The sequence below is a fragment of the Streptomyces sp. AM6-12 genome (assembly GCF_044327085.1).
GTDB lineage: Bacteria > Actinomycetota > Actinomycetes > Streptomycetales > Streptomycetaceae > Streptomyces.
The window spans coordinates 5,681,813-5,702,500 of the sequence record NZ_JBIQWN010000001.1; the positions used below are offsets into that span (position 1 = coordinate 5,681,813).

Sequence of the window (20,688 nt, forward strand, 5' to 3'; positions counted from 1 at the left end):
CCCCGCGCGCGGCGCACCCTGAAGACGCGCGTGTTCCTCCGGCGCATCCCTCAGCAGCCCGGCCGAGGAGGTCCCCCTTGTGCGCTCGTCCCGCTGCCTGGTCCCGCTGACCCTCGCCGCCGCCCTCGTACTCGCCCTGCCGTACGACGCGACGCCCCACGCGCGCGCGAGCGCGGGACCACCCGCGCCGAGCCTGTTCGGGGCGGCCTGCCGGACCGCGGTGCACGGCTCCGACGTGGTGGCGTACTGCCACAACCCCTATGCCGACACCGACCGGCTACGCCTGCACATCGAGTGCGTCCGCTGGTGGGACATCGACACCGACAGCGCGCCGGTGGACGCCGAGCCCGCCCTGACGGTGCGGCTCACCGGGCGCTGCTGGAAGGAGGTCGGCTCGGCGTGGATCAGCCACCAGAAGGTGCGCTGAACCGGGCCGCCGGCCGGCGCGGGGCGGTCAGGCGGTACGTCAGCCGGTGACGGGCCGTCCCAGGGGGCGGCACTGGAAGGGGTAGCTCGCCGCCTCCCTGGCCGCCGCCTCGGTGTCGCCCGTACGGATCGCGTCCACCAGGCGGGTGTGGTCCATGTGCGCCTCCGGCGTCAGCTCGGCGCCCACGTCCGCGCGCAGCGCGTCCCGCAGCAACTCGCCCAGATCGGCGTACACCGCCGTCATGACCTCGTTGTGGGACGCGCCCACCACGGCCAGGTGGAAGGTGGCGTCGGCGGCCACGAAGGCCTCCGCCTCGCCGCTCTCCCATGCCTCCTCGCGGCGCAGCAGCAGCGCGTCCAGCTGCTTGAGGTCCTTCTCGGTGCGCCGTTCGGCGGCGAGCTTGGCCGCGGCCGACTCCAGCGTGGAGCGCAGCTCGGCGATGTGCCGGGGGTCCGCTTCGGCGAACCGGCGGTGCATGACGCCGGCCAGCTCGCTGGTCGCCACCACATAGGTGCCCGAGCCCTGCCGGATGTCCAGCAGCCCGTTGTGTGCGAGCGCGCGCACGGCCTCGCGGACCGTGTTGCGGGCGACGCCGAGCTGCTCGACCAGTTCGGGCTCGGTGGGGATACGGGAACCGACCGGCCACTCGCCGGTGGCGATCTGGTTGCGCAGTTCGGCGATCACCTGCTCGGAGAGGGCCGAACGGCGCGGGTGGCTCAGAGGCATGGCACACCTTTGCACGGCAGGCCGGGGCGTGCACGCTCCGGGAGTTCCAGGAATGGACAACGAATCATCCTATGATTCTATGATGGGTCTCATGGCTAGTGAGGAAACCCGGACAGTGGACACCCGTACGGCGATGTCACCGACCGAACGCGACACGTCCGCCACGGCGGGCCTGTCCGAGACGACCCTGGAGACGGGCCCCGCGCGCACGTGGGCGACCCGCCTGGTGGTCGTCGGCATCGTGCTGTCCGCGGTCAACCTCCGCCCGGCCATCACCAGCCTCGGCGCCCTCCTGGAGGAGGTCCGCGACGGGCTCGGCATGAGCGGTAGCGTGGCCGGACTGCTCACCTCCGTGCCCCCGCTGTGCTTCGCAGTCTTCGGGGTGATGGCGCCCCGCCTGGCACGCCGCTTCGGACCGCCCGCGGTGGTGTGCGCCGGCATGGCCGCGATCTGCGCGGGCCTGCTGCTACGGCCGTACGTCGGCGGCACCGCCGGGTTCCTGGCCGCCAGCGCGCTCGCCCTGATGGGCATCGCCGTCAGCAACGTGCTGATGCCGGTCATCGTCAAGCGCTGGTTCCCCGACCGGGTCGGCTCCATGACCGGCCTGTACTCGATGGTCCTCGCGCTCGGCACCGCCCTGCCGGCCGCCGTGACGGTCCCCCTGACCCACGCCATGGGCGGGAACTGGAAGCCGGGGCTCGCGGTGTGGGCGGTGCTCGCGGCGGCGGCGGTGGTGCCGTGGGTGCCGCTGGTGCGGGACGGCCGGAAGGGCAGGGAAGGCCGAGAAGGCCGGGCGGGCCGGGGTGGCTCCGGTCGGGGGAAGGGTGCTTCTGCGGCTTCCGTGGCTTCTGATCCTTCTGAGGTTTCCGCGGGGGCGTCCGGTTCGGCGCGGGGCACGGAGGCGGTGTCGGCGTCGGCAGCGGCGCCGGTGACCGCGCGGGCCGCCGAGGCAGGGCCCCCGCTGCGGATCACCCGCAGCCGTACCGCCTGGGCGCTCGCCGTCTTCTTCGGCCTCCAGGCCACCGCCGCCTACATCACCATGGGCTGGATGCCGCAGATCTTCCGGGACGCGGGCGTGTCCGCCGGTACCGCGGGTCTGCTGCTCGCCGTCACGATGGTGATGGGCGTGCCGCTGGCCTTCGTCATCCCGCGGATCGCCGCCCGGCTGCCTCATCAGGGCCCGATCGTGCTGGCCCTGGGCCTGTGCGGGCTCGCCGGATACGCCGGCCTGTACCTCGCCCCGGCCGCCGGATCCTGGGCCTGGGCGCTGCTGCTCGGCATCGCGAACTGCGCCTTCCCGCTCGCCCTGACGATGGTCGGCATGCGTGCCCGCAGCGGTCCCGGTGTGGCCCAGCTGTCGGCGTTCGCGCAGAGCACCGGGTATCTGATCTCCATCCCCGGACCGCTGCTGGTCGGTGTGCTCTACCAGCACAGCGGCGGCTGGGGGCTGCCGATCGCCCTGATGGCGGGCCTCATGGTGCCCCAGATCGCGGTGGGCTTCCTGGCGGGCCGCGACCGTACGGTGGAGGACGAGGCCGCGGCACGCTGACCCCCGCGCACGGCCACCGGGGGAGGGGTGCGAGACTGGGCGCATGCAGCCTGTGCTCGACCCGAATCCGCCAAACGGTCAGAAGAAGATGCTGCTCGTCTTCGGCTCCTTCTTCGCGATCTTCATCGTCATCGCCATCGTCGCGACCATCATCTCGCCGTGACGCGACGCGCCGCGAGCCGCTGACGCGGCCGTCGCGTGACGTCGCCCGCCGTGCGCCGGCGGCGGCGCCCGTCGCCCGCCGCGGGACACCCCTCGCCGCGCGACGGCGCCCGCCGTGCGCCCGTGGCATCGCCCGCCGCGCACCGGTGACGCCGCGCACCGGTGACGCTGCGCGCGTGACGCAGCGCACCGGTGACGCTGCGCGCGTGACGCAGCGCACCGGTGAGGCGGCCCGCCCGTGACCCCGCGCGCCGCGCACCCGTGACGCGCCCGGTCGGCCCCGCCACCAGGCGTTTCCGGCGGATGGTGGTGCTGGCCCCCCTGTCCCCTAGGGGGTAAGGCTCAGGGGTAACTGGGTGGAAAACCGGATGGGTTGGCGGGCGCGGATTCCGTACCTTCGAGTGGTGACCGCAGGGGGCGGTCACACGAACGCTCGAGGACCACGGAGGCGACCATGCCCGCCCGCACCCACTTCCGGACCCACCCGGCGACCACGGGCGGCGTCGACATGCGGCTGCCCTGGTGGGCCCTCGCGCTGCCCGCGCTCGCCTTCGGCACCCTGTTCCTGCTGATACTGAAACCCTCGGACGCGCACGCGGCGAGCGCGGACCCGGCGATAGCCCACCTCGTCGAGCGCGCACAGCAACTGCTCAGGCACTGACCAGGAGCCGCCTCGCATGGTGAATCCGCATGTCAACTCCCTGCGCCCCGTGGCCTGTTTCATGCGAAGCTGGGACGCATGAGCGTCGCAGAACCCCGCAGCATCGCCGTTTTCCGGCATGCGAAAGCCGACTGGCCCCAGGTCTCCGACCATGAGCGCCCGCTCGCCGAGCGGGGCCGCATGGACGCGGCCGTCGCCGGGCGCAGACTGAGCGACTCCGGCCTCGCCTTCGACCTGGCCCTGTGCTCCACCGCGACCCGCACCCGCGAGACCTGGAAGCTCGCCGTGCATGAACTGGACCACCGGCCGAAGACCGTCTACGAGGAGCGGGTCTACGAAGCCTCACCGGGTCAGCTGATCGCGCTCTTGAACGAGGTGCCGGACGACGTGGGCAACCTGATCCTGATCGGCCACAACCCCGGCGTTCACGGCCTCGCCGAGATCCTGGCCGGCTCGGCCGACGGGGACGCCCGCGAGCGGATGAACCGCCGCGGCTTCCCGGCCGCCGCCTTCGCCGTGCTCTCCTTCGAGGGCTCGTGGAAGGGCCTGGAGCCGGGTGTGGCCACGCTGACGGATTACTGGGCACCCTCGGAGTGAGGTGGCACCGGGCCGGGACCCGGCTCGGTCACGGGTATCGCCCTGGTCACGGGCGCCGGCCCGGATACGGCGCACCGCCCGGACACGGCGAAGGCCCGGACACAGCGCGGGCCCGGCGACGCGAGCGGGCCGGGCCTGGCCACCGCCGGGAGGCGGGCGGCCGCTCCTGAGCCGTGTGCCGTCACCCCCGCAGCGTCACCTCACAGGAGGCCGCCTCAGCCCTCGTCGTGGGTGTCGGCCGCCTCGACCTCTTCGCGGGTGATGCCGAGGAGGTAGAGGACCGTGTCGAGGAAGGGGAAGTTCACGGCCGTGTGCGCGGCCTCGCGCACCACGGGCTTGGCGTTGAAGGCGACGCCGAGACCGGCCGCGTTCAGCATGTCGAGGTCGTTGGCGCCGTCACCGATCGCCACCGTCTGCACCAGCGGCACCCCGGCCTCCGCCGCGAACCGGCGCAGCAGCCGCGCCTTGCCCGCGCGGTCCACGATCTCGCCGGTGACCCGGCCGGTCAGCCTGCCGTCGACGATCTCCAGCGTGTTGGCCTGGGCGAAGTCGAGGCCGAGGCGTTCCTTGAGGTCGTCGGTGACCTGGGTGAAGCCGCCGGAGACCACGCCGACCTGGTAGCCGAGCCGCTTCAGGGTGCGGATCAGGGTGCGGGCGCCGGGGGTCAGCCGGATCTCGTTGCGCACCTTCTCGACCACGGAGGCGTCGAGGCCGGCCAGCAGGGCGACACGGGCGTGCAGCGACTGCTCGAAGTCCAGTTCCCCGCGCATCGCCGCGGCGGTGACCTCGGCGACCTTGTCCTCGCAGCCGGCGTGGGCGGCGAAGAGTTCGATCACCTCGTCCTGGATGAGGGTGGAGTCCACGTCCATGACCACGAGACGCTGCGCGCGCCGGTGCAGGCCCGCGGAGACGACCGCGATGTCCACACCGAGCGCCCCGGCGTCCGAGGCGAGCGCGGTGCGCAGAGGCTCGGTCTCCACACCGGAGACCGCGAACTCCACCGCGGTCACCGGGTACTTGGCGAGTCGGAAGATACGGTCGATGTTGCCGCCGGCCTTCGCGATGCGGGCGGCGATGGCGGCCGTCGACTCGGCGGTGAGCGGATGGCCGAGGACGGTCACCAGAGAGCGTCCGAGGCCGCGCGGACGGTTGTCGCCGTGGCCCGAGATGATCTCCGCCTGCATCTTCATAGACTCGGCCCAGCTGTGCACGGTGGCCCGCAGATCACCCTCGATGCCGGCCGGCGGCTGGCTCACCAGCGCGCACAGCACCAGGCGTCCCCGCGTGACGACCTGCTCGATGTCGACCACGTCGACGGAGTACGCGGCGAGGGTGTCGAAGAGTCCGGCCGTGATGCCCGGCCGGTCCTTGCCGAAGATCTTGACGAGGAGAGTGGGGACCTCGGGGGTCTGCGCAGCAGTCATGGTCTCACCACCGTATCCGGCACCCAGTGCCGTGCGCCGCCGAGGTCCGCCTGACGGACACGGAACAATGGGTGGCGTCCCGGCATCAAGGATCTTGCCAACAGCTTCCCCCGAGGTCATCACCGCCGCGACCGGGGACCCCGTGCCGCGGCCTGTTCCGGCGGGCGCCGGGGGTGCCGCCTCTGCCGCAGGCGGTGTGGAGGCGTCGGCAGCCCGCGTCCGTCCTCGGGCATCCCCCGACAGGGATCCGTGCCGGCCCGTCGCCTGGGACCCTGCGCCCGGCCCCCTCCCCACCGCCACCCCCACGCCACTCCCACGGCACCGTCACCGCCCTCTCCGGCCAACCCGTTACCTTCCCCTCCTCCCGTACAGCCCCGCCACCCGCTGCCCTGCCCGTGCGCGAACTGCCGTACGCCCGCCGCCCCTTGCGCCCCCGCCCCGCCGCGAGTGCACCGGCCGGGCGCCAACTCCCGCCGTGGGCCCCACTTATCCCCCTCGCCTGAATTGCCGTCCTCCGGCTGGAGCGCCTGATGGCGATGCGCGCAAGGCCCGGGTTTTGGTCAGAGGGGCGGGCCTGAAATAGTTCCCCACGATGTTCGACATCCCTAGACTCCCTGCGACGGGGGAAATTCGGGGGACAACTCAGTGGGGCATGGAGTGCCGGAACTCGTACTGGAAACAAACGGACGTACCTGGACGCTCGACCCGTCCAGGCCTTACACCCTCGGCAGAGATCCGCAGGGTGACATCGTGTTCGACGACGCCAGGGTCTCCTGGCGGCACGCCACGGTCAGCTTCGACGGCCGCGGTTGGGTCATCGAGGACCACGGCAGCACCAACGGCACCTACCTCCAGGGTCAGCGGATCCAGCGGACGGAGATAGGTCCGGGGACGTCGCTGCACCTCGGCAACGCGACGGACGGACCGCGGCTGGATCTCACCGGTGCCGCCGTCGGCCAGGCGCAGCAAGCGCAACAGGCACAGCAGGCGCCGTACGCGGCGGCCCCCGCGGGATGGGCCCAGCAGGCGGCCCCCCAGCAGACACCCGCCCCGGCAGCCCACCCGCCGCACCACGCGGTGCCCCAGCAGACACCCGCCCCGCAACCCGGCTGGGCGCAGGCGCAGCCGGCCCAGCAGCCGGCTCAACAGGCAGCCCAGCAGCCTGCCCAGCAGGCGGGCTTCCCGCAGCAGAAGGACGCGCAGCCCGGTGCCTTCGCGCAGCAGGCCGGGCCGGGGGCGCCCGCGCACGGGGACCGCAGCCCGACGACGTTCCACCAGTTCTCCCTCGGCCGCGTCATGCGCATCGGCCGCGCCCTGGAGAACGAGCTGGTCGTCTCCGACCTCCAGGTCTCGCGCCACCACGCCGAGTTCCACTCGACGCCCGACGGCCGCTTCGAGATCCGCGACCTCGGCTCGCACAACGGCACGTACGTCAACGGCCACCCGGTGCCCAAGGGCGGCTCGGTGCAGCTCGGCCCGGCCGACATCGTCGGCGTCGGCCACTCCACCTTCCGTATCGTCGGCGACCGGCTCGAAGAGTTCGTCGACACCGGTGAGGTCTCCTTCTCCGCGCGCCATCTGACCGTCACGGTCGACGGCGGCAAGCAGATCCTCAAGGACGTCTCCTTCGGTGTCCCGGAGAAGTCCCTGATCGCGGTCATCGGCCCCTCGGGCTCCGGCAAGTCCACGCTGCTGAAGGCGCTCACCGGCTACCGGCCCGCCAACCAGGGCGAGGTGCTGTACGACAACCGCAACCTGTACAAGCAGTTCGCGGAGCTGCGCCAGCGCATCGGCCTGGTCCCGCAGGACGACATCCTGCACAAGGAACTCAGCGTCAAGAAGGCCCTGAAGTACGCGGCCAAGCTGCGCTTCCCCGCCGACACCACCGCCCAGGAGCGCGATGCCCGCATCGACGAGGTGCTGCGCGAGCTGAAGCTGGACATCCACAAGGACAAGAAGGTCACGTCCCTGTCCGGCGGTCAGCGCAAGCGCGTCTCGGTGGCCCTGGAGCTGCTGACCAAGCCGTCGCTGATCTTTCTGGACGAGCCGACCTCCGGCCTCGACCCCGGCATGGACCGCGATGTCATGCAGCTGCTGCGCGGCCTGGCCGACGACGGCCGCACCGTGCTCGTCGTCACCCACTCGGTGGCCGAGCTGGCGCTGTGCGACAAGCTGCTGGTGATGGCGCCGGGCGGCGCGGTGGCCTACTTCGGCCCGCCGGAGGAGGCGCTGAACTTCTTCGGCTACGACAGCTGGGCCGACGTCTTCTCCGCCTTCGAGAACTACCGCGACTATGACTGGGCGGGCCGCTGGAAGGGCTCGCAGCACTACCAGATGTACGCCGCGGACTTCGACGCCGCCGCCCCGCAGCAGGCGGCGTACATGCCACCGCCCGCGGCGATCAAGCCGCCCAAGCCGCAGGCGTGGGGCTCCCAGCTGCTGACCCTGATCCGGCGCTATGTGTCGGTCATCGTCTCCGACAAGGGCTTCCTCGCGCTGACGGTGATCCTGCCGGCGGTCCTCGGCTCGGTCAGCCTGCTGATGAAGCCCGACCGGGGTCTCCTGGTCAACCCGGCGGTGGATCCGCGCACCGGCCTGCACGTGCCCAACGGCACCGCCACCACCGTGCTGCTGATCCTCGCGGTGGGCGCCTGCTTCGCGGGCGCCGCGAACTCCGTGCGTGAGCTGATCAAGGAACGGGTCATCTACGAGCGGGAACGGGCGACCGGCCTGTCCCGGTCGGCCTACCTGATGTCCAAGGTGGTCGTGCTCGGCGCCGTCACCGTGCTCCAAGGCCTGCTGGTCGGCCTGATCGGCTTCTCGCCCCGCACGATCCCGGACCAGGGCGTGATCCTCGGCGGATCGACCCTGTTCGAGCTGTGCCTGCCGATCATGGCGCTGGGCTTCACCTCGATGATGGTCGGCCTGGTGATCTCCTCGCTGGTGAAGACCGCCGAGAAGACCATGCCGCTGCTGGTGATGTTCGCGATCGTCCAGGTCGTCTTCACCGGCTGCCTGTTCACCCTGCACGGCACGCTCGGTGTCAACGAGCTCTCCTACCTGATGCCCTCGCGCTGGGCGGTGGGCGCGGCCGGCACCACGCTGGACCTGAACAACATCGCCCCCAACGGCGACGATCCGGGCAGCACCGACCCGTTGTGGAACCACACGGCCGGGGCCTGGACCCTGGACATGATCGCGCTGCTCGCGCTGGGCGCGCTCTGCGGCTTCCTCGTGTCCCGCTTCCTGCGCCGGCACGAGCCGGAGGTCATGCGCAAGTAGCGTTCCCGGTACGTCACGAAGGGCGGCACCCCGTGGTGGGGTGCCGCCCTTCGGCGCCTGTCAGAGGTCCGCGCCGACCTCAGTACGCGCTGTTGACGTTGTCCATCGAGCCGTAGCGGTGGGCAGCGTAGTTGCAGGCGGCGGTGATGTTGGCGACCGGGTCGTAGATGTTCCACGAGGTACCGGGCACGTGGTACGCGTTGAAGGTGGGCTGGATCACCTGGAGCAGGCCCTTGGACGGGATGCCGTTGATCGCGTTGATGTCCCAGTTGTTGATGGCCATCGGGTTGCCGGAGGACTCACGCATGATGTTGCGGTACAGGCCGTTGTAGCTGCCCGGAATGCCCTTGGCGTGCATGATGTCCAGGGACTGGCGGATCCAGCCGTCGAGGTTGTTCGCGTAGGTCTTCGCGGCGACGGTCTGCATCTGCGGGCGCTGCACGGAACGGTTGGCGGCCTGGTTGGCGGCACGCTCCTGCGCGGCCTTCTTGGCGGCGGCGTCGGCGGCGGCCTTCTTCGCGGCGGCCTCGCTGCGCTGCTTGGCGGCGGCCTGGTCGGCCTTCTGCTGCGCGGCGATGGCGTCGAGCTTGACGCTCTGGGCGGCGGCGGCATCGGTGACCGAGCCCTTGACGTTGGGCAGCGTGGCGTCCTGGGTGGCGACCTTCGCGACCTGCGCGGCGGTGGCCGGGGAACCGGTGGTGACGGTGTCCGCGTTGCCGGGGACGGCCGACAGGGCGATGGCGGCGGTGCCGAGAGCGGCGACACCGGCGACGGCGATCTTGTGCTGCTTGGTCAGGGCACGATTTCGAGCACGACTGAGGATGTTCTTGGGCATGGCGTTGGACCTCTTCGTTAGCGCGGAGGTCGCTCCTGCGTCCGCCGGGGGATCGGTTCCTCCCGCACAGAAGCCGCGGGCGGAAACCCACGGCGCTGAGCGACGGGAGCAATTCTTAGCGGCCGCAAAATGCCCTGGCAAAGGTGTGACGTACGAAGCCGGGTAGTGGATCAGGGAAGGGCAAAACGGGACAGATTGGACCATCTGTCCCGTTCGCAGCAGGGGGTATATCTCCTATGTCCGTTCGTACGTGATGTAGGCCCTATGTGCGGGCTCACAGGGAAGATAGATCGACCTCACGGCGAGTTGCCTTCGCAACGCATACTGTGAGGTTCAGCGCGGAGTCTCCTCCCTCAGGAGGAGATGGATGTCCCCGAACTCGTGCCACAGGTAGAGCCCGCGCAGGGCCTCCTCGTACGCACGGTCGACCGCGGCCCGTCCGGCGACCGCCCGCAGCATCAGCAGATGCGAGGCATCCGGCTCGTGCAGCCCGGTCACCAGCCCGTCCACCACCCGCACCCCGCGCTCGGGCGTGACCACCAGATCCGTCCACCCCTCGCACGCCCGCACCACGCCGTCCGCTCCCGCTGCCGACTCCACCGCCCGTACGGCCGTCGTCCCCACCGCGATCACCCGGCCCGCCCCGGCCGCCGTGGCGTTGATCAGCCGCGCCGACGCCTCCGGCACCGCGAACCACTCCGGGTACGGCGGCTCGTGCGCCTGAGCCGACGCCACCCCCGTATGCAGGGTGATCCGCGCGAACCCCACCCCCCTGCGCACCAGCTCCGCCACCACCCGCTCGGTGAAGGGCCGCCCCGCGCTCGGCATCTCCGCGCTCCCCGCCCCGTCGGGGGAGGGGAGGGAGAACAGGGTCTGGTACGCCGACAGCGGCTGATCGCGCGTCGTATAGGAGTAACGGATCGGCCGCCCGTGCCCCCGCAGCAGCCCCAGCACCGGCCCGCCCTCCACCCGCGCCCACCACAACCGCTCTCCACGGCCACCCGCCGACCCCCGCCGCCCGCCCCCCGGCGCCGGCTCACCCACCGGAGTGGGCTCCTCCACCGGGGTCGGCCCGTCCAGCGGAGCCCGCCCGCCCACCGGCTCCTCCAACACCAACCGCATACCGTCCGCCAGCCTTACCGCTGTCCCCGCGCGTGTACCCGCCCGCGCGCGTGTGGTGCCCCGGCCGTCCGGCTCGCGCAGTTCCACCGCCCAGCGGCCGTCGTCGCCGCGCGTCGAGAAGTGCACCACCACGGGCACGCCCCCGATCCGGCCGTCCACCGCCGCGGCCAGGGTCGGTGAGGTATTCACCACCAGCAGGTCCCCGGCCCGCAGCACCCCCGGCAGCTCGCGGAACGCGTGATGCGCCACCCGCGTGCCGTGGGACACGAGGAGCCGTACGTCGTCCCGTGCCCGACCCGGACCCCGCTGCTCGGCCGGCACCCGCGCCGACCGCTCCTCCGGTACCCGCACCACCGTGGTCACCGGCCCGCCCCGAGGGCCCCCGCCGCGTACCGCCCGCTCGCCGGCCGCTCGTCCAGCAGCCGCAGGAACCCCGGTACGACCGTGCCGGGCGCCGGCCGCGCGCCCTCGTCGCCGGGCACGGCCGCCGCGTACAGGTCGGTCGCCATGTCACCGGGATCCACCGCCCACACCCGCAGCCCCGGCTCCTCCTCGGCGAGCACCGCCGCCAGCTGGTCCAGGGCAGCCTTCGAGGCGCCGTACCCGCCCCAGGTCCGGTACGCCTCCACCGCCGCGTCCGAGCTGACCGTGATCACCGTGCCCGCCGCCGACGCCCGCAGCAGCGGCAGCGCCTCCTGTACGAAACCCAGCGCGGCGGTGACGTTCACCTCCAGGGCCCGCCGCAGCCCGTCGAGGGGCAGCCCGGCCAGCCGTACCAGCGGCTCGGCGCCGAGCGCGCTCGCGTTGCTCACCAGCAGATCGAGACCGCCCAGCGTCCGGGCGGCGGCCACCAGCGCGGCCCGGTGCCCGGCGTCCGTGACATCTCCGGGCAGCGCCGACACCCGGCCGCCGTACCGGCCGACCGCCGCCGCTGCCCCGGCCAGCGCCTCCTCGCCCCGCGCGTCCAGCACCAGGTCCCAGCCGCGCCCGGCCAGCGCCTCGGCGAGCGCCCGCCCCAGCCCCCTCGAGGCACCCGTGATGATCCCTACCGGCATGACTACCGTCCCTTCCTCGCACACCGCCCCCTCGGACGGATGCCGATCACCGTAGGAACGCCCCCGCGAGCACCGCCTCGGCCGCGAGTCCCGAAGGAGCGGGGCCCTTCGGCGTACGACGGCCGCCCCAGGGACGCGTGGCGTACGACACCGGGCCGGGTCCTCGGGGCCTACGCCGCCCGGCCTAGGACCAGCGGACGGTGCCGGGCCGCCGGCGGCCCGATCCGCGCTGTCACACCCCGCCGGTACCGTGAGGACATGAGCCACCGCCCCCGGTCCGGCCTCGCCGCGGTGAGTTCCGCGTTGCTGGCCATGAGCAGGCATCTGGAGATGCGCGACGTCCTGAAGACGATCGTCGCCTCCGCCCGCGAACTCCTCGACGCGCAGTACGCCGCCCTCGGTGTCCCCGACGACCACGGCGGCTTCGCCCAGTTCGTCGTGGACGGCGTCAGCGACGCCCAGTGGAAGGCGATCGGCCCGCTGCCCCGCCAGCACGGCATCCTCGCCGCGATGCTGCACGAGGCCCGCCCCGTGCGCCTCGCCGACGTGCGCAAGGACCCCCGCTTCGAGGGCTGGCCGGACGCCCACCCCGACCTCGTCGACTTCCTCGGGCTGCCCATCCGCGACGGCGACGAGACCATCGGCGCGCTGTTCCTCGCGAACAAGAACTGCGTTAGAAAGGAAGGCAGTTGCGGCTTCACCCAGGAGGACGAGGAACTGCTCGCCCTCCTCGCCCAGCACGCCGCGATCGCCCTCACCAACGCCCGCCTCTACGAGCGCAGCCGCGAACTCACCATCGCCGAGGAGCGCTCCCGCCTCGCCCATGAACTCCACGACGCCGTCAGCCAGAAGCTGTTCTCGCTGCGTCTGACCGCCCAGGCCGCCGCCGCCCTCGTCGACCGCGACCCGGCCCGCGCCAAGGACGAACTCCACCAGGTCGCCGCGCTCGCCGCCGAGGCCGCCGACGAACTGCGCGCCGCTGTCGTGGAGTTGCGGCCCGCCGCGCTGGACGAGGACGGACTGATCGCCACCCTGCGCACCCAGATCCAGGTCCTCGACCGCGCCCACACGGCCCGCGTCACCTTCACCGGCACCGGCTACCGCGCACTGCCCGCCGCCCAGGAGGAAGCCGTGCTCCGGGTCGCCCAGGAGGCCCTGCACAACGCGCTGCGCCACGCGGACGCGGACCACGTCGACGTGCGCGTGGCGCGGCGCGGCCCCGGAGCGGTGCTGCGGGTCAGCGACGACGGCGGCGGCTTCGACCCGGCCGCGGTGGGCCGCGCCGGGCGGCACCTCGGACTGGTCTCGATGCGGGACCGGGCCAGCGGGGTCGGCGGCACCCTGACCGTGGAATCGGCGCCCGGCAAGGGCACCACGATCGAGATGGAGGTCCCCGGTGGCTGAGCCCATCAAGGTGCTGCTCGTCGACGACCACCAGGTCGTCCGCCGGGGCCTGCGCACCTTCCTGGAGGTGCAGGAGGACATAGCCGTCGTCGGCGAGGCCGCCGACGGCGCGGAGGGAGTGGCCCGCGCCGAGGAACTGCGGCCGGACATCGTCCTCATGGACGTCAAGATGCCGGGCATGGACGGCATCGACGCCCTGCGCAGACTGCGCGAACTCGGCAACCCCGCGCGGGTGCTGATCGTCACCAGCTTCACCGAGCAGCGCACGGTCGTACCGGCCCTGCGCGCGGGCGCCGCCGGATACGTCTACAAGGACGTGGACCCCGACGCCCTTGCCGGCGCCATCCGTTCCGTGCACGCCGGGCACATCCTGCTCCAGCCCGAGGTGGCGGGCGCGCTGCTGTCCCAGGAGGAGGCCAACTCCGGTCAGGGCCGGGGCAATTCGCTCACCGAGCGGGAGCGCGAGGTGCTCGGCCTGATCGCGGACGGCCGCTCCAACCGGGAGATCGCCCGTGCGCTGGTCCTGTCGGAGAAGACCGTCAAGACGCACGTCTCCAACATCCTGATGAAGCTCGACCTCGCCGACCGCACACAGGCCGCGCTGTGGGCCGTACGGCACGGAGTGGCCGGCTGAAACGCCCGTACGGACGCCGAACCCCGGTTCCCCCCAGACCCCCCGTTCCGGACTGAGATTCATACCGTCGTGGGAATGTCACCCAGATGGCGCATCCCCCGGCGATCTCCGCCGTTCTCCAGTGCGTGCCACGGAGAACCGCCGTGGCGAACGTCCAAGAGGGGTTTGAAAGTGAAGAACCTGAAGAAGGCAGCGGCCGTGACGATGGTGGCCGGTGGCCTGCTGGCCGCCGGTGCCGGCCTGGCCTCCGCCCAGAGCGAGGCGGGCGGCGCGGCCGTGAACTCCCCGGGCGTCGTCTCGGGCAACGCCATCCAGGCGCCGATCCACGTTCCGGTGAACGTGACCGGCGACAGCGTCGACGTCATCGGCGTGCTGAACCCGGCCTTCGGCAACACCGGCCTCAACCACTGAGGCATCCCGATCGCGGCTCGGGCCCCCCGGAACCACCGGGGGGCCCGTCCCTTTGCCCGCGCCCCCCTCGCCGCCGGGCGCCTCGCCGCCGGGCCCCGCAGGTCGGCGGCCTCCGCTTGTCCGCGCTCCCGTCCCTCCGTCCGGCCCCGCCGATCAGCGCCCCAGTTGTCCCCCCTCGCCGCCGGGCCCGATCAGCGCCCTCAGTTGTCCGCGCCCCCACCTCGCCGCCGCGCCCCCCTCGCCGGCGGGCCCCTGCCTCGCCGCCGGCCCCCGTCCCGCCGCCCGGCCCCGCAGGTCAGCGCGCCCCCCGCTCCCGCTCCTCCACCATCGAGTTGTACGCCGCCACCTGCGCCCGCCGGGCCGTCCGCTCCACCGGGCGCAGCGCCTCGGTGCGCGCCGCCATCTCCGAGGCGGTCACCGCGGCCCCGTGGCCGTGGTCGTGCGCGAGGGAGATCAGCAGGGCGATCCGCTGCGCCAGCTCCAGCACACGGGCCGCGCGAGGCGGATAGCCGGGCGCCAGCACCTCGCGGCCGGCCTCCGCCCGCGCCCGGTACGCGTCGATCGCGGCCTCGGCCACCGGACCGGAGGCGGCCACGTCGAGCCGGGCGAGCAGCGCCGTCGCGTCGCGCAGGGCCTCCGCCAGCTCACGCTCCGCCTCGCCCAGGGACGGCACGTCCGCGGGCGGCGCCTCGCGGACCGGCAGGGCGTGCCAGACCACCTCGACATGCACATCACCCGCGGGCCCGGCCTCGTACACCTCCGGCACCAGCCCGAACGCGGTGCCGAAGCAGACCGCCGCCTCCTGCGCCTCCAGCGCCCGCGCGTTGAACTCCGGCGGACCGCTCAGCCCCAGCGGATGACCGGGCGCCGGCAGCGCCACCCGCAGCCCCGTCGCGCCCAGCGTCCGCAGCCGCCCCAGCGCGAGCGTGAGCCCCACCGGCGCGGTCTCGCCGGGGAGCCCCGCCACCCGGTGGACCGTGTCCTCACCCACAATGGCGAGCGCTGCGTCATCCGGAGAGACAAGTCCGGCCAAAAGGGCATTTCCCCATGCGGCAAGGCGTCCTGAACGCGGTTCCGTGAGCATGCCCCCACCCTAAGGACCGGACCGATGGAATGGACCGGCGCACCGGTGGCGTAGATTTCATAGGGGCCGTGCCCACCGGCGCGGCGGACCGCGCCACAGGCGTACGCGACAGCCGAGACCGGCCACACTGCAAGGGGAGACAACGCGCTCATGAGCGATGTTCTGGAGCTTCAGGACGTATCCGTGGTCCGCGAGGGCCGGGCTCTGGTGGACCAGGTCTCCTGGTCGGTGAAGGAGGGCGAACGCTGGGTCATCCTCGGCCCCAACGGCGCCGGCAAGACCACCCTCCTGAACGTCGCCTCCAGCTACCTGTACCCCACCACGGGCTCCGTCACCATCCTCGGCGAGACCCTGGGCAAGCCCGGCACCGACGTCTTCGAGCTGCGCCCCCGAGTCGGCGTGGCCGGCATCGCCCTCGCCGAGAAGCTCCCCAAGCGCCAGACGGTCCTCCAGACGGTCCTCACCGCCGCCTACGGCATGACCGCCGCCTGGAAGGAGGAATACGAGGACGTGGACGAGCAGCGCGCCCGCGCCTTCCTCGACCGCCTCGGCATGAGCGACTACCTCGACCGCCGCTTCGGCACCCTCTCCGAGGGCGAGCGCAAGCGCACCCTCATCGCCCGCGCCCTGATGAGCGACCCCGAGCTGCTGCTCCTTGACGAGCCCGCCGCCGGCCTCGACCTCGGCGGCCGCGAGGACCTGGTCCGTCGCCTCGGCCGGCTCGCCCGCGATCCCATCGCCCCCTCGATGATCATGGTCACCCACCACGTCGAGGAGATCGCCCCCGGCTTCTCCCACGTCCTGATGATCCGTCAGGGCAAGGTCCTCACCGCCGGCCCGATCGAGCTGGAGCTGACCTCCCGCAACCTCTCCCGCTGCTTCGGCCTCCCGCTCGTGGTCGAGCAGGTCGGCGACCGCTGGACGGCCCACGGCCTGCCGCTGTCCTGACCCGGCGGCCCCCGGCCGGCCGTCACCCCACCCCCGCCCGGACCCCCGCGCAAACCCGCCGGGTCCCTCAACGCGCCCTGTCCGCCGCCCGATCGTGGCCCTACGATGACCACGTGAACGACATCGACGCATGGGTGTGGTGGCTCGTCGGCGCAGCCGCGCTCGGAATCCCGCTCGTCGTCACCGCCATGCCCGAGTTCGGCATGTTCGCGGTGGGAGCCGTCGCGGCCGCGGTCGTCGCCGCCCTCGGCTTCGGCGTCGTCGTCCAGGTGATCGCGTTCCTCGCCGTCTCCGTCGCGCTCATCGCCGTCGTACGGCCCATCGCGAACCGGCACAGCAGGCAGCGCCCGCAGTTCGCCAGCGGCGTCGAGGCGTTGAAGGGCAAGCAGGCCGTCGTACTCGAACGGGTCGACGGCTCCGGCGGCCGCGTCAAGCTCGCCGGGGAGATCTGGTCGGCCCGCGCCCTGGACACCGGCCGGGCCTACGAGGCGGGCCAGGAGGTGGACGTCGTGGACATCGAAGGAGCCACCGCGATCGTCATCTGAGCCATCCTGCCCCCGAGTTGGGCCGGAGTCTGTCAGACTCGACGGGCAAGATCCTTTGAACAGGCGGAGAGGGGTACGGGGAACACGATGGAACCGGTCATCATCGTCCTGATCATTCTGGTGGTGTTGGTCTTCATCGCCCTGATCAAGACCATCCAGGTCATCCCACAGGCCAGCGCGGCCATCGTCGAGCGTTTCGGCCGCTACACGCGGACCCTGAACGCGGGCCTGAACATCGTCGTCCCGTTCATAGACACCATCCGCAACCGCATCGACCTGCGCGAACAGGTCGTACCGTTCCCGCCCCAGCCGGTGATCACCCAGGACAACCTGGTCGTCAACATCGACACCGTCATCTACTACCAGGTGACCGACGCCCGCGCGGCCACCTACGAGGTCGCCAGCTACATCCAGGCGATCGAGCAGCTCACCGTCACCACGCTGCGCAACATCATCGGCGGCATGGACCTGGAGCGCACCCTGACCTCCCGCGAGGAGATCAACGCCGCCCTGCGCGGCGTGCTGGACGAGGCCACCGGCAAGTGGGGCATCCGCGTCAACCGCGTGGAGCTGAAGGCCATCGAGCCGCCCACCTCCATCCAGGACTCGATGGAGAAGCAGATGCGCGCCGACCGTGACAAGCGCGCCGCGATCCTCACCGCGGAGGGCACCCGGCAGGCCGCGATCCTCACGGCCGAGGGCGAGAAGCAGTCCCAGATCCTGCGCGCCGAGGGCGAGGCCAAGGCCGCCGCGCTGCGCGCCGAGGGCGAGGCCCAGGCCGTGCGCACGGTCTTCGAGGCGATCCACGCCGGCGACCCCGACCAGAAGCTGCTGTCCTACCAGTACCTCCAGATGCTCCCGAAGATCGCCGAGGGCGACGCCAACAAGCTCTGGATCGTCCCCAGCGAGATCGGCGACGCCCTCAAGGGCCTCTCCGGCGCCATGGGCAACTTCGGCCCCCTGGGCGGCGGCGGCAACGGCGGCAACAGCGGCGCCACCCTCCCCGCCCAGAACAACGGCCCCGCGGCAGAACGCCGCGAAAAGCCGAGCATCGACTGAGGGTCACCGCCCGAACGCAGGGTTCCTCCCGCGCCCCCAAGGGGCGCGGGGAACTGCGTGATCAACCCACGACAACCCGCATCCGCCATCAGGCAGAACCGGGCGGACGCTCAGGCCGCATCCCTGGCGAGCCACTCAGGAAGCCCGTCCAAGTCGTCCTGCCGCAAAGCCAAGAGCATCGCATCGGCCGGCGTCGGCTCGAACGGCGCCCGCAGCAACGTCATCCCCGCCTCCTCCGGCGTCCGGTCCGCCTTGCGGTGATTGTCCTCCGCACACGCCGCCACCGTGTTCAGCCACGTGTCCTGCCCGCCCTGCGCCCGCGGCACCACATGGTCCACCGTCGTCGCCCGGCGCCCGCAGTACACGCACCGGTGCCGGTCCCGCACCAGCACCCCCCGCCGCGACCACGGGGCTTGTCTTCGGAACGGCACCCGTACATATCTGCACAGCCTGATCACCCGAGGCGCGGGTATGTCCACCTCGGCTCCGCGCATCCGCAGCTCGGGATGGGCCTGCTCGACCACCGCCTTGTCCTGGAGCACCAGGACCACGGCTCGGTTCAGAGTCACCGTAGACAGCGGCTCGAAGCTCGCGTTCAGCACCAGCGTGTCCCGCATCCAGCCCACCTCCCGTGCGCACCTGCCCACCCCCCGGCGGGCTCGGATCAACTCTGGACGGGCGCGCCGAGATGGACAACGCAATAAAAAATGCCCGCCCCCGATCACTTCCAAGACCGGAGGCGGGCAAACGTTCAATGAACGCTTGGCTGAAAGGAGACGGGTGCTCAGCCCTGCTCGGTGTTCTCGTACTCGCCGATGAGCTGAGCCCGCGCGATCGTGTGGAACCGCAGGTTGAACCCCACGAAGGCGGGCGAGGCGTCCGCGTCCGGACCCAGCTTCTCCTGGTCCACCGCGTACACCGTGAACACGTAACGGTGCGGGCCGTCGCCGGGCGGCGGCGCGGCGCCGCCGAAGTCCCGCGTCCCGTAGTCGTTGCGCGCGTGCACGGCGCCTTCCGGCAGGCCCTCGAACTTGGCGCTCCCCGCACCCGCGGGCAGCTCCGTCACCGAGGCCGGAATGTCGAACAGAACCCAGTGCCAGAACCCGCTGCCGGTCGGCGCATCCGGGTCGTAGCAGGTCACGGCGAAGCTCTTGGTCTCCGCCGGGAAACCCTCCCACCGCAGGTGGGGCGAGGTGTTCCCGTCCGCGTAGACCTGAGCGCCCTTCAGCGTGGCGCCCTCCTCGACGTCCGTGCTGGCCACCGTGAACGACGGCACCGGCGGGTGGAAGTCATGGGGGAGCGGTCGCCTCTTGAGCTCGGTCACCTTGGTACCTCCTGATCGTGTTCCGGAAAGAACAGGGCGAGCCTAGAACCAGTTGCGCCGGCTGCCGACCTCGGACAGCCAGTGGTTCAGGTACCCCGCCCAATCGGTCCTCTGCCAGTCGTGATGGCCCACCTGGAAGGAGCGGTAGGTGTCGGAGCCCTCGCTGAACAGGCCTGCCTTCTTGTCCATCTCCAGGACGACGTCCATGGCGTGCTCGTCGGCCACGAAGCTCAGCTCCACCTGGTTCAGGCCCCGGTACTGCGACGGCGGGTAGAACTCGATCTCCTGGTAGAACGGCAGCCGCTGCCGGGTACCCCGGATGTGGCCGCGCTCCATGTCGGCGTTCTTGAAACGGAAGCCCAGCTCGATGAACGCGTCGAGGATCGCCTGCTGCGCCGGCAACGGGTGCACGTTGACCGGGTCGAGGTCGCCGGAGTCGACGGCGCGGGCGATCGCCAGCTCGGTCGTCACCCCGATGTGCATTCCGCGCAGCTCCTGGCCGTCGATCATCGTCACCGGCGTCTCCCAGGGGACCTCCAGACCGAACGGCACTGCGTGCACGGCACCGGCCTGCAGCTCGAACGCGCCGCCGAGCCGCACCGTGGCGAACTCGATGTCCTGCTTGTACTCCTCGTCGCCGCGCTCGACCTCGACCCGCGCCTGGAGGCCGACGGACAGCCCCTCGACGGCCTGGTTCACGGAACCGCCCTGGATCCGCACCTCGCCCTGGACCACGCCACCCGGTACGACATTCACCTCGGTCAGCACCGTCTCGACCGAGGCACCGCCGGCTCCGAGGCTCGCGAGCAGCTTCTTGAACGCCATTGACTCTCCCTTTACGAACGGACCTCGCCCCTACAAACGCGATCAGCCCCTCGACCGGTTCCGCTCGGCCGCCCCCCGGACGGACCACCCCGGTGCACTACTCTCGGAGGGCATGATCGCGCTCCCGGACCGTAAGCCACTGCCCAGGAACTTCTTCGACCGCCCGGTCCTCGAAGTCGCCCCCGATCTTCTCGGCCGCATCCTGGTCCGCACGACACCCGACGGCCCGATCTCGGTACGTCTCACGGAGGTCGAGGCGTACGACGGCCCGAACGACCCCGGCTCCCACGCCTACCGCGGCCGCACCGCACGCAACGCGGTGATGTTCGGGGAACCCGGACATGTGTACGTCTACTTCACCTACGGCATGTGGCACTGCATGAACCTGGTCTGCGGTCCCGAAGGCAAGGCGAGCGCCGTTCTGCTGCGGGCCGGCGAGATCGTCGAGGGCGCGGAGCTGGCCCGCAAGCGCCGGCCCTCCGCCCGCAACGACAAGGAACTGGCCAAGGGGCCGGCCCGGCTCGCCACCGCGCTGGAGGTCGACCGCGCGCTGGACGGCACGGACGCCTGCGCCTCCGGCGAGGCTCCGCTGCGCATCCTGACCGGCACTCCCG

At 71.9% G+C, this 20,688-nt stretch carries 22 protein-coding genes (1 of these 22 running past the window's edge); 13 read left to right on the forward strand and 9 right to left on the reverse strand.

Annotated features, from left to right (window positions below; all coding sequences use genetic code 11):
• The first annotated feature begins 79 nt into the window (after positions 1–79).
• Positions 80–427: a hypothetical protein gene (locus tag ACE4Q9_RS25865; protein WP_397986625.1), complete on the forward strand. Its 348-nt coding sequence runs from the start codon at positions 80–82 to the stop codon at positions 425–427.
• Between the two features lie 39 nt (positions 428–466).
• Here ACE4Q9_RS25865 and ACE4Q9_RS25870 read toward each other — a convergent pair whose 3' ends face one another.
• Entirely contained in the window at positions 467–1,153 is a 687-nt protein-coding gene (locus tag ACE4Q9_RS25870; RefSeq protein ID WP_397986626.1) for a FadR/GntR family transcriptional regulator, read from the reverse strand.
• A 91-nt stretch (positions 1,154–1,244) separates the two neighbouring features.
• Here ACE4Q9_RS25870 and ACE4Q9_RS25875 point away from each other — a divergent pair, with 91 nt between their 5' ends.
• The 4 genes from ACE4Q9_RS25875 to ACE4Q9_RS25890 all read left to right on the forward strand — a co-directional run bounded on the left by ACE4Q9_RS25875 (position 1,245) and on the right by ACE4Q9_RS25890 (position 4,122).
• Positions 1,245–2,702, forward strand: coding sequence for an MFS transporter (locus ACE4Q9_RS25875; protein WP_397986627.1), 1,458 nt, complete (start codon positions 1,245–1,247; stop codon positions 2,700–2,702).
• A gap of 43 nt (positions 2,703–2,745) precedes the next feature.
• Positions 2,746–2,865 (forward strand): SGM_5486 family transporter-associated protein, encoded by a 120-nt coding sequence (locus ACE4Q9_RS25880; RefSeq protein WP_397986628.1) that lies wholly within the window; start codon positions 2,746–2,748, stop codon positions 2,863–2,865.
• 453 nt (positions 2,866–3,318) lie between these two features.
• The gene (locus ACE4Q9_RS25885; RefSeq protein WP_397986629.1) at positions 3,319–3,525 is read left to right on the forward strand and encodes a hypothetical protein; all 207 of its coding nucleotides are present in this window, start codon (positions 3,319–3,321) and stop codon (positions 3,523–3,525) included.
• A gap of 78 nt (positions 3,526–3,603) precedes the next feature.
• Positions 3,604–4,122, forward strand: coding sequence for a SixA phosphatase family protein (locus ACE4Q9_RS25890; RefSeq protein WP_397986630.1), 519 nt, complete (start codon positions 3,604–3,606; stop codon positions 4,120–4,122).
• A 215-nt stretch (positions 4,123–4,337) separates the two neighbouring features.
• Here the strand turns inward: ACE4Q9_RS25890 and serB are convergent, their stop codons facing one another.
• Positions 4,338–5,546: a phosphoserine phosphatase SerB gene (gene serB, locus ACE4Q9_RS25895; RefSeq protein WP_397986631.1), complete on the reverse strand. Its 1,209-nt coding sequence runs from the start codon at positions 5,544–5,546 to the stop codon at positions 4,338–4,340.
• A gap of 657 nt (positions 5,547–6,203) precedes the next feature.
• Here serB and ACE4Q9_RS25900 point away from each other — a divergent pair.
• Positions 6,204–8,828, forward strand: coding sequence for an FHA domain-containing protein (locus ACE4Q9_RS25900; RefSeq protein ID WP_397986632.1), 2,625 nt, complete (start codon positions 6,204–6,206; stop codon positions 8,826–8,828).
• 79 nt (positions 8,829–8,907) lie between these two features.
• Here ACE4Q9_RS25900 and ACE4Q9_RS25905 read toward each other — a convergent pair whose 3' ends face one another.
• The 3 genes from ACE4Q9_RS25905 to ACE4Q9_RS25915 all read right to left on the reverse strand — a co-directional run bounded on the left by ACE4Q9_RS25905 (position 8,908) and on the right by ACE4Q9_RS25915 (position 11,840).
• Entirely contained in the window at positions 8,908–9,663 is a 756-nt protein-coding gene (locus tag ACE4Q9_RS25905) for a transglycosylase SLT domain-containing protein (protein WP_397986633.1), read from the reverse strand.
• A 333-nt stretch (positions 9,664–9,996) separates the two neighbouring features.
• The gene (locus ACE4Q9_RS25910) at positions 9,997–11,148 is read right to left on the reverse strand and encodes an S-adenosylmethionine:tRNA ribosyltransferase-isomerase (protein WP_397986634.1); all 1,152 of its coding nucleotides are present in this window, start codon (positions 11,146–11,148) and stop codon (positions 9,997–9,999) included.
• Entirely contained in the window at positions 11,145–11,840 is a 696-nt protein-coding gene (locus ACE4Q9_RS25915; protein WP_397986635.1) for an SDR family NAD(P)-dependent oxidoreductase, read from the reverse strand. Before ACE4Q9_RS25915 ends, ACE4Q9_RS25910 begins: the two co-directional genes overlap by 4 nt.
• Positions 11,841–12,098: 258 nt before the next feature.
• Between ACE4Q9_RS25915 and ACE4Q9_RS25920 the strand changes: the two genes are divergently transcribed.
• From ACE4Q9_RS25920 to ACE4Q9_RS25930, 3 genes are all read left to right on the forward strand, one after another.
• On the forward strand, positions 12,099–13,244 hold the full coding sequence (locus tag ACE4Q9_RS25920; RefSeq protein WP_397986636.1) for a GAF domain-containing sensor histidine kinase: 1,146 nt from the start codon (positions 12,099–12,101) through the stop codon (positions 13,242–13,244).
• Positions 13,237–13,878 (forward strand): response regulator, encoded by a 642-nt coding sequence (locus ACE4Q9_RS25925; RefSeq protein ID WP_397986637.1) that lies wholly within the window; start codon positions 13,237–13,239, stop codon positions 13,876–13,878. Before ACE4Q9_RS25920 ends, ACE4Q9_RS25925 begins: the two co-directional genes overlap by 8 nt.
• A gap of 171 nt (positions 13,879–14,049) precedes the next feature.
• Entirely contained in the window at positions 14,050–14,289 is a 240-nt protein-coding gene (locus ACE4Q9_RS25930; protein WP_397986638.1) for a chaplin, read from the forward strand.
• A gap of 295 nt (positions 14,290–14,584) precedes the next feature.
• Here the strand turns inward: ACE4Q9_RS25930 and ACE4Q9_RS25935 are convergent, their stop codons facing one another.
• Positions 14,585–15,373, reverse strand: coding sequence for a hypothetical protein (locus ACE4Q9_RS25935; protein ID WP_397986639.1), 789 nt, complete (start codon positions 15,371–15,373; stop codon positions 14,585–14,587).
• Between the two features lie 150 nt (positions 15,374–15,523).
• On the opposite strand from ACE4Q9_RS25935, the gene ACE4Q9_RS25940 reads away from it, so the two are divergent.
• The 3 genes from ACE4Q9_RS25940 to ACE4Q9_RS25950 all read left to right on the forward strand — a co-directional run bounded on the left by ACE4Q9_RS25940 (position 15,524) and on the right by ACE4Q9_RS25950 (position 17,925).
• A complete protein-coding gene (locus tag ACE4Q9_RS25940) occupies positions 15,524–16,321 on the forward strand; it encodes an ABC transporter ATP-binding protein (RefSeq protein ID WP_397986640.1) in 798 nt (265 codons plus the stop codon).
• Between the two features lie 113 nt (positions 16,322–16,434).
• The gene (locus ACE4Q9_RS25945; protein ID WP_397986641.1) at positions 16,435–16,866 is read left to right on the forward strand and encodes an NfeD family protein; all 432 of its coding nucleotides are present in this window, start codon (positions 16,435–16,437) and stop codon (positions 16,864–16,866) included.
• Positions 16,867–16,953: 87 nt separating this feature from the next.
• Positions 16,954–17,925, forward strand: a complete 972-nt coding sequence (locus ACE4Q9_RS25950) for an SPFH domain-containing protein (RefSeq protein ID WP_397986642.1) — start codon at positions 16,954–16,956, stop codon at positions 17,923–17,925.
• Positions 17,926–18,035: 110 nt separating this feature from the next.
• Here ACE4Q9_RS25950 and ACE4Q9_RS25955 read toward each other — a convergent pair whose 3' ends face one another.
• From ACE4Q9_RS25955 to ACE4Q9_RS25965, 3 genes are all read right to left on the reverse strand, one after another.
• Entirely contained in the window at positions 18,036–18,542 is a 507-nt protein-coding gene (locus tag ACE4Q9_RS25955; protein ID WP_397986643.1) for an HNH endonuclease, read from the reverse strand.
• Positions 18,543–18,709: 167 nt separating this feature from the next.
• Positions 18,710–19,249 carry a YbhB/YbcL family Raf kinase inhibitor-like protein gene (locus ACE4Q9_RS25960; protein ID WP_397986644.1) on the reverse strand — a complete coding sequence of 180 codons (540 nt, stop codon included), beginning with the start codon at positions 19,247–19,249 and terminating at the stop codon, positions 18,710–18,712.
• A gap of 42 nt (positions 19,250–19,291) precedes the next feature.
• Entirely contained in the window at positions 19,292–20,074 is a 783-nt protein-coding gene (locus ACE4Q9_RS25965) for a sporulation protein (RefSeq protein WP_397986645.1), read from the reverse strand.
• A 112-nt stretch (positions 20,075–20,186) separates the two neighbouring features.
• Here ACE4Q9_RS25965 and ACE4Q9_RS25970 point away from each other — a divergent pair, with 112 nt between their 5' ends.
• On the forward strand, positions 20,187–20,688 hold the 5' portion of the coding sequence (locus ACE4Q9_RS25970; protein ID WP_397986646.1) for a DNA-3-methyladenine glycosylase. Its footprint extends 149 nt past the window's final position; only the first 502 of its 651 coding nucleotides appear in the window; the start codon lies at positions 20,187–20,189; its stop codon lies beyond the right edge, outside the window.

Excerpts from the sequence above, each read along its gene's own strand:
- ACE4Q9_RS25870 (WP_397986626.1), bottom strand. The coding sequence starts at position 1,153 with ATGCCTCTGAGCCACCCGCGCCGTTCGGCCCTCTCCGAGCAGGTGATC.
- ACE4Q9_RS25875 (WP_397986627.1), top strand. The coding sequence starts at position 1,245 with ATGGCTAGTGAGGAAACCCGGACAGTGGACACCCGTACGGCGATGTCA.
- ACE4Q9_RS25880 (WP_397986628.1), top strand. The coding sequence starts at position 2,746 with ATGCAGCCTGTGCTCGACCCGAATCCGCCAAACGGTCAGAAGAAGATG.
- ACE4Q9_RS25885 (WP_397986629.1), top strand. The coding sequence starts at position 3,319 with ATGCCCGCCCGCACCCACTTCCGGACCCACCCGGCGACCACGGGCGGC.
- ACE4Q9_RS25890 (WP_397986630.1), top strand. The coding sequence starts at position 3,604 with ATGAGCGTCGCAGAACCCCGCAGCATCGCCGTTTTCCGGCATGCGAAA.
- serB (WP_397986631.1), bottom strand. The coding sequence starts at position 5,546 with ATGACTGCTGCGCAGACCCCCGAGGTCCCCACTCTCCTCGTCAAGATC.
- ACE4Q9_RS25905 (WP_397986633.1), bottom strand. The coding sequence starts at position 9,663 with ATGCCCAAGAACATCCTCAGTCGTGCTCGAAATCGTGCCCTGACCAAG.
- ACE4Q9_RS25915 (WP_397986635.1), bottom strand. The coding sequence starts at position 11,840 with ATGCCGGTAGGGATCATCACGGGTGCCTCGAGGGGGCTGGGGCGGGCG.
- ACE4Q9_RS25920 (WP_397986636.1), top strand. The coding sequence starts at position 12,099 with ATGAGCCACCGCCCCCGGTCCGGCCTCGCCGCGGTGAGTTCCGCGTTG.
- ACE4Q9_RS25935 (WP_397986639.1), bottom strand. The coding sequence starts at position 15,373 with ATGCTCACGGAACCGCGTTCAGGACGCCTTGCCGCATGGGGAAATGCC.
- ACE4Q9_RS25940 (WP_397986640.1), top strand. The coding sequence starts at position 15,524 with ATGAGCGATGTTCTGGAGCTTCAGGACGTATCCGTGGTCCGCGAGGGC.
- ACE4Q9_RS25950 (WP_397986642.1), top strand. The coding sequence starts at position 16,954 with ATGGAACCGGTCATCATCGTCCTGATCATTCTGGTGGTGTTGGTCTTC.
- ACE4Q9_RS25955 (WP_397986643.1), bottom strand. The coding sequence starts at position 18,542 with ATGCGGGACACGCTGGTGCTGAACGCGAGCTTCGAGCCGCTGTCTACG.
- ACE4Q9_RS25965 (WP_397986645.1), bottom strand. The coding sequence starts at position 20,074 with ATGGCGTTCAAGAAGCTGCTCGCGAGCCTCGGAGCCGGCGGTGCCTCG.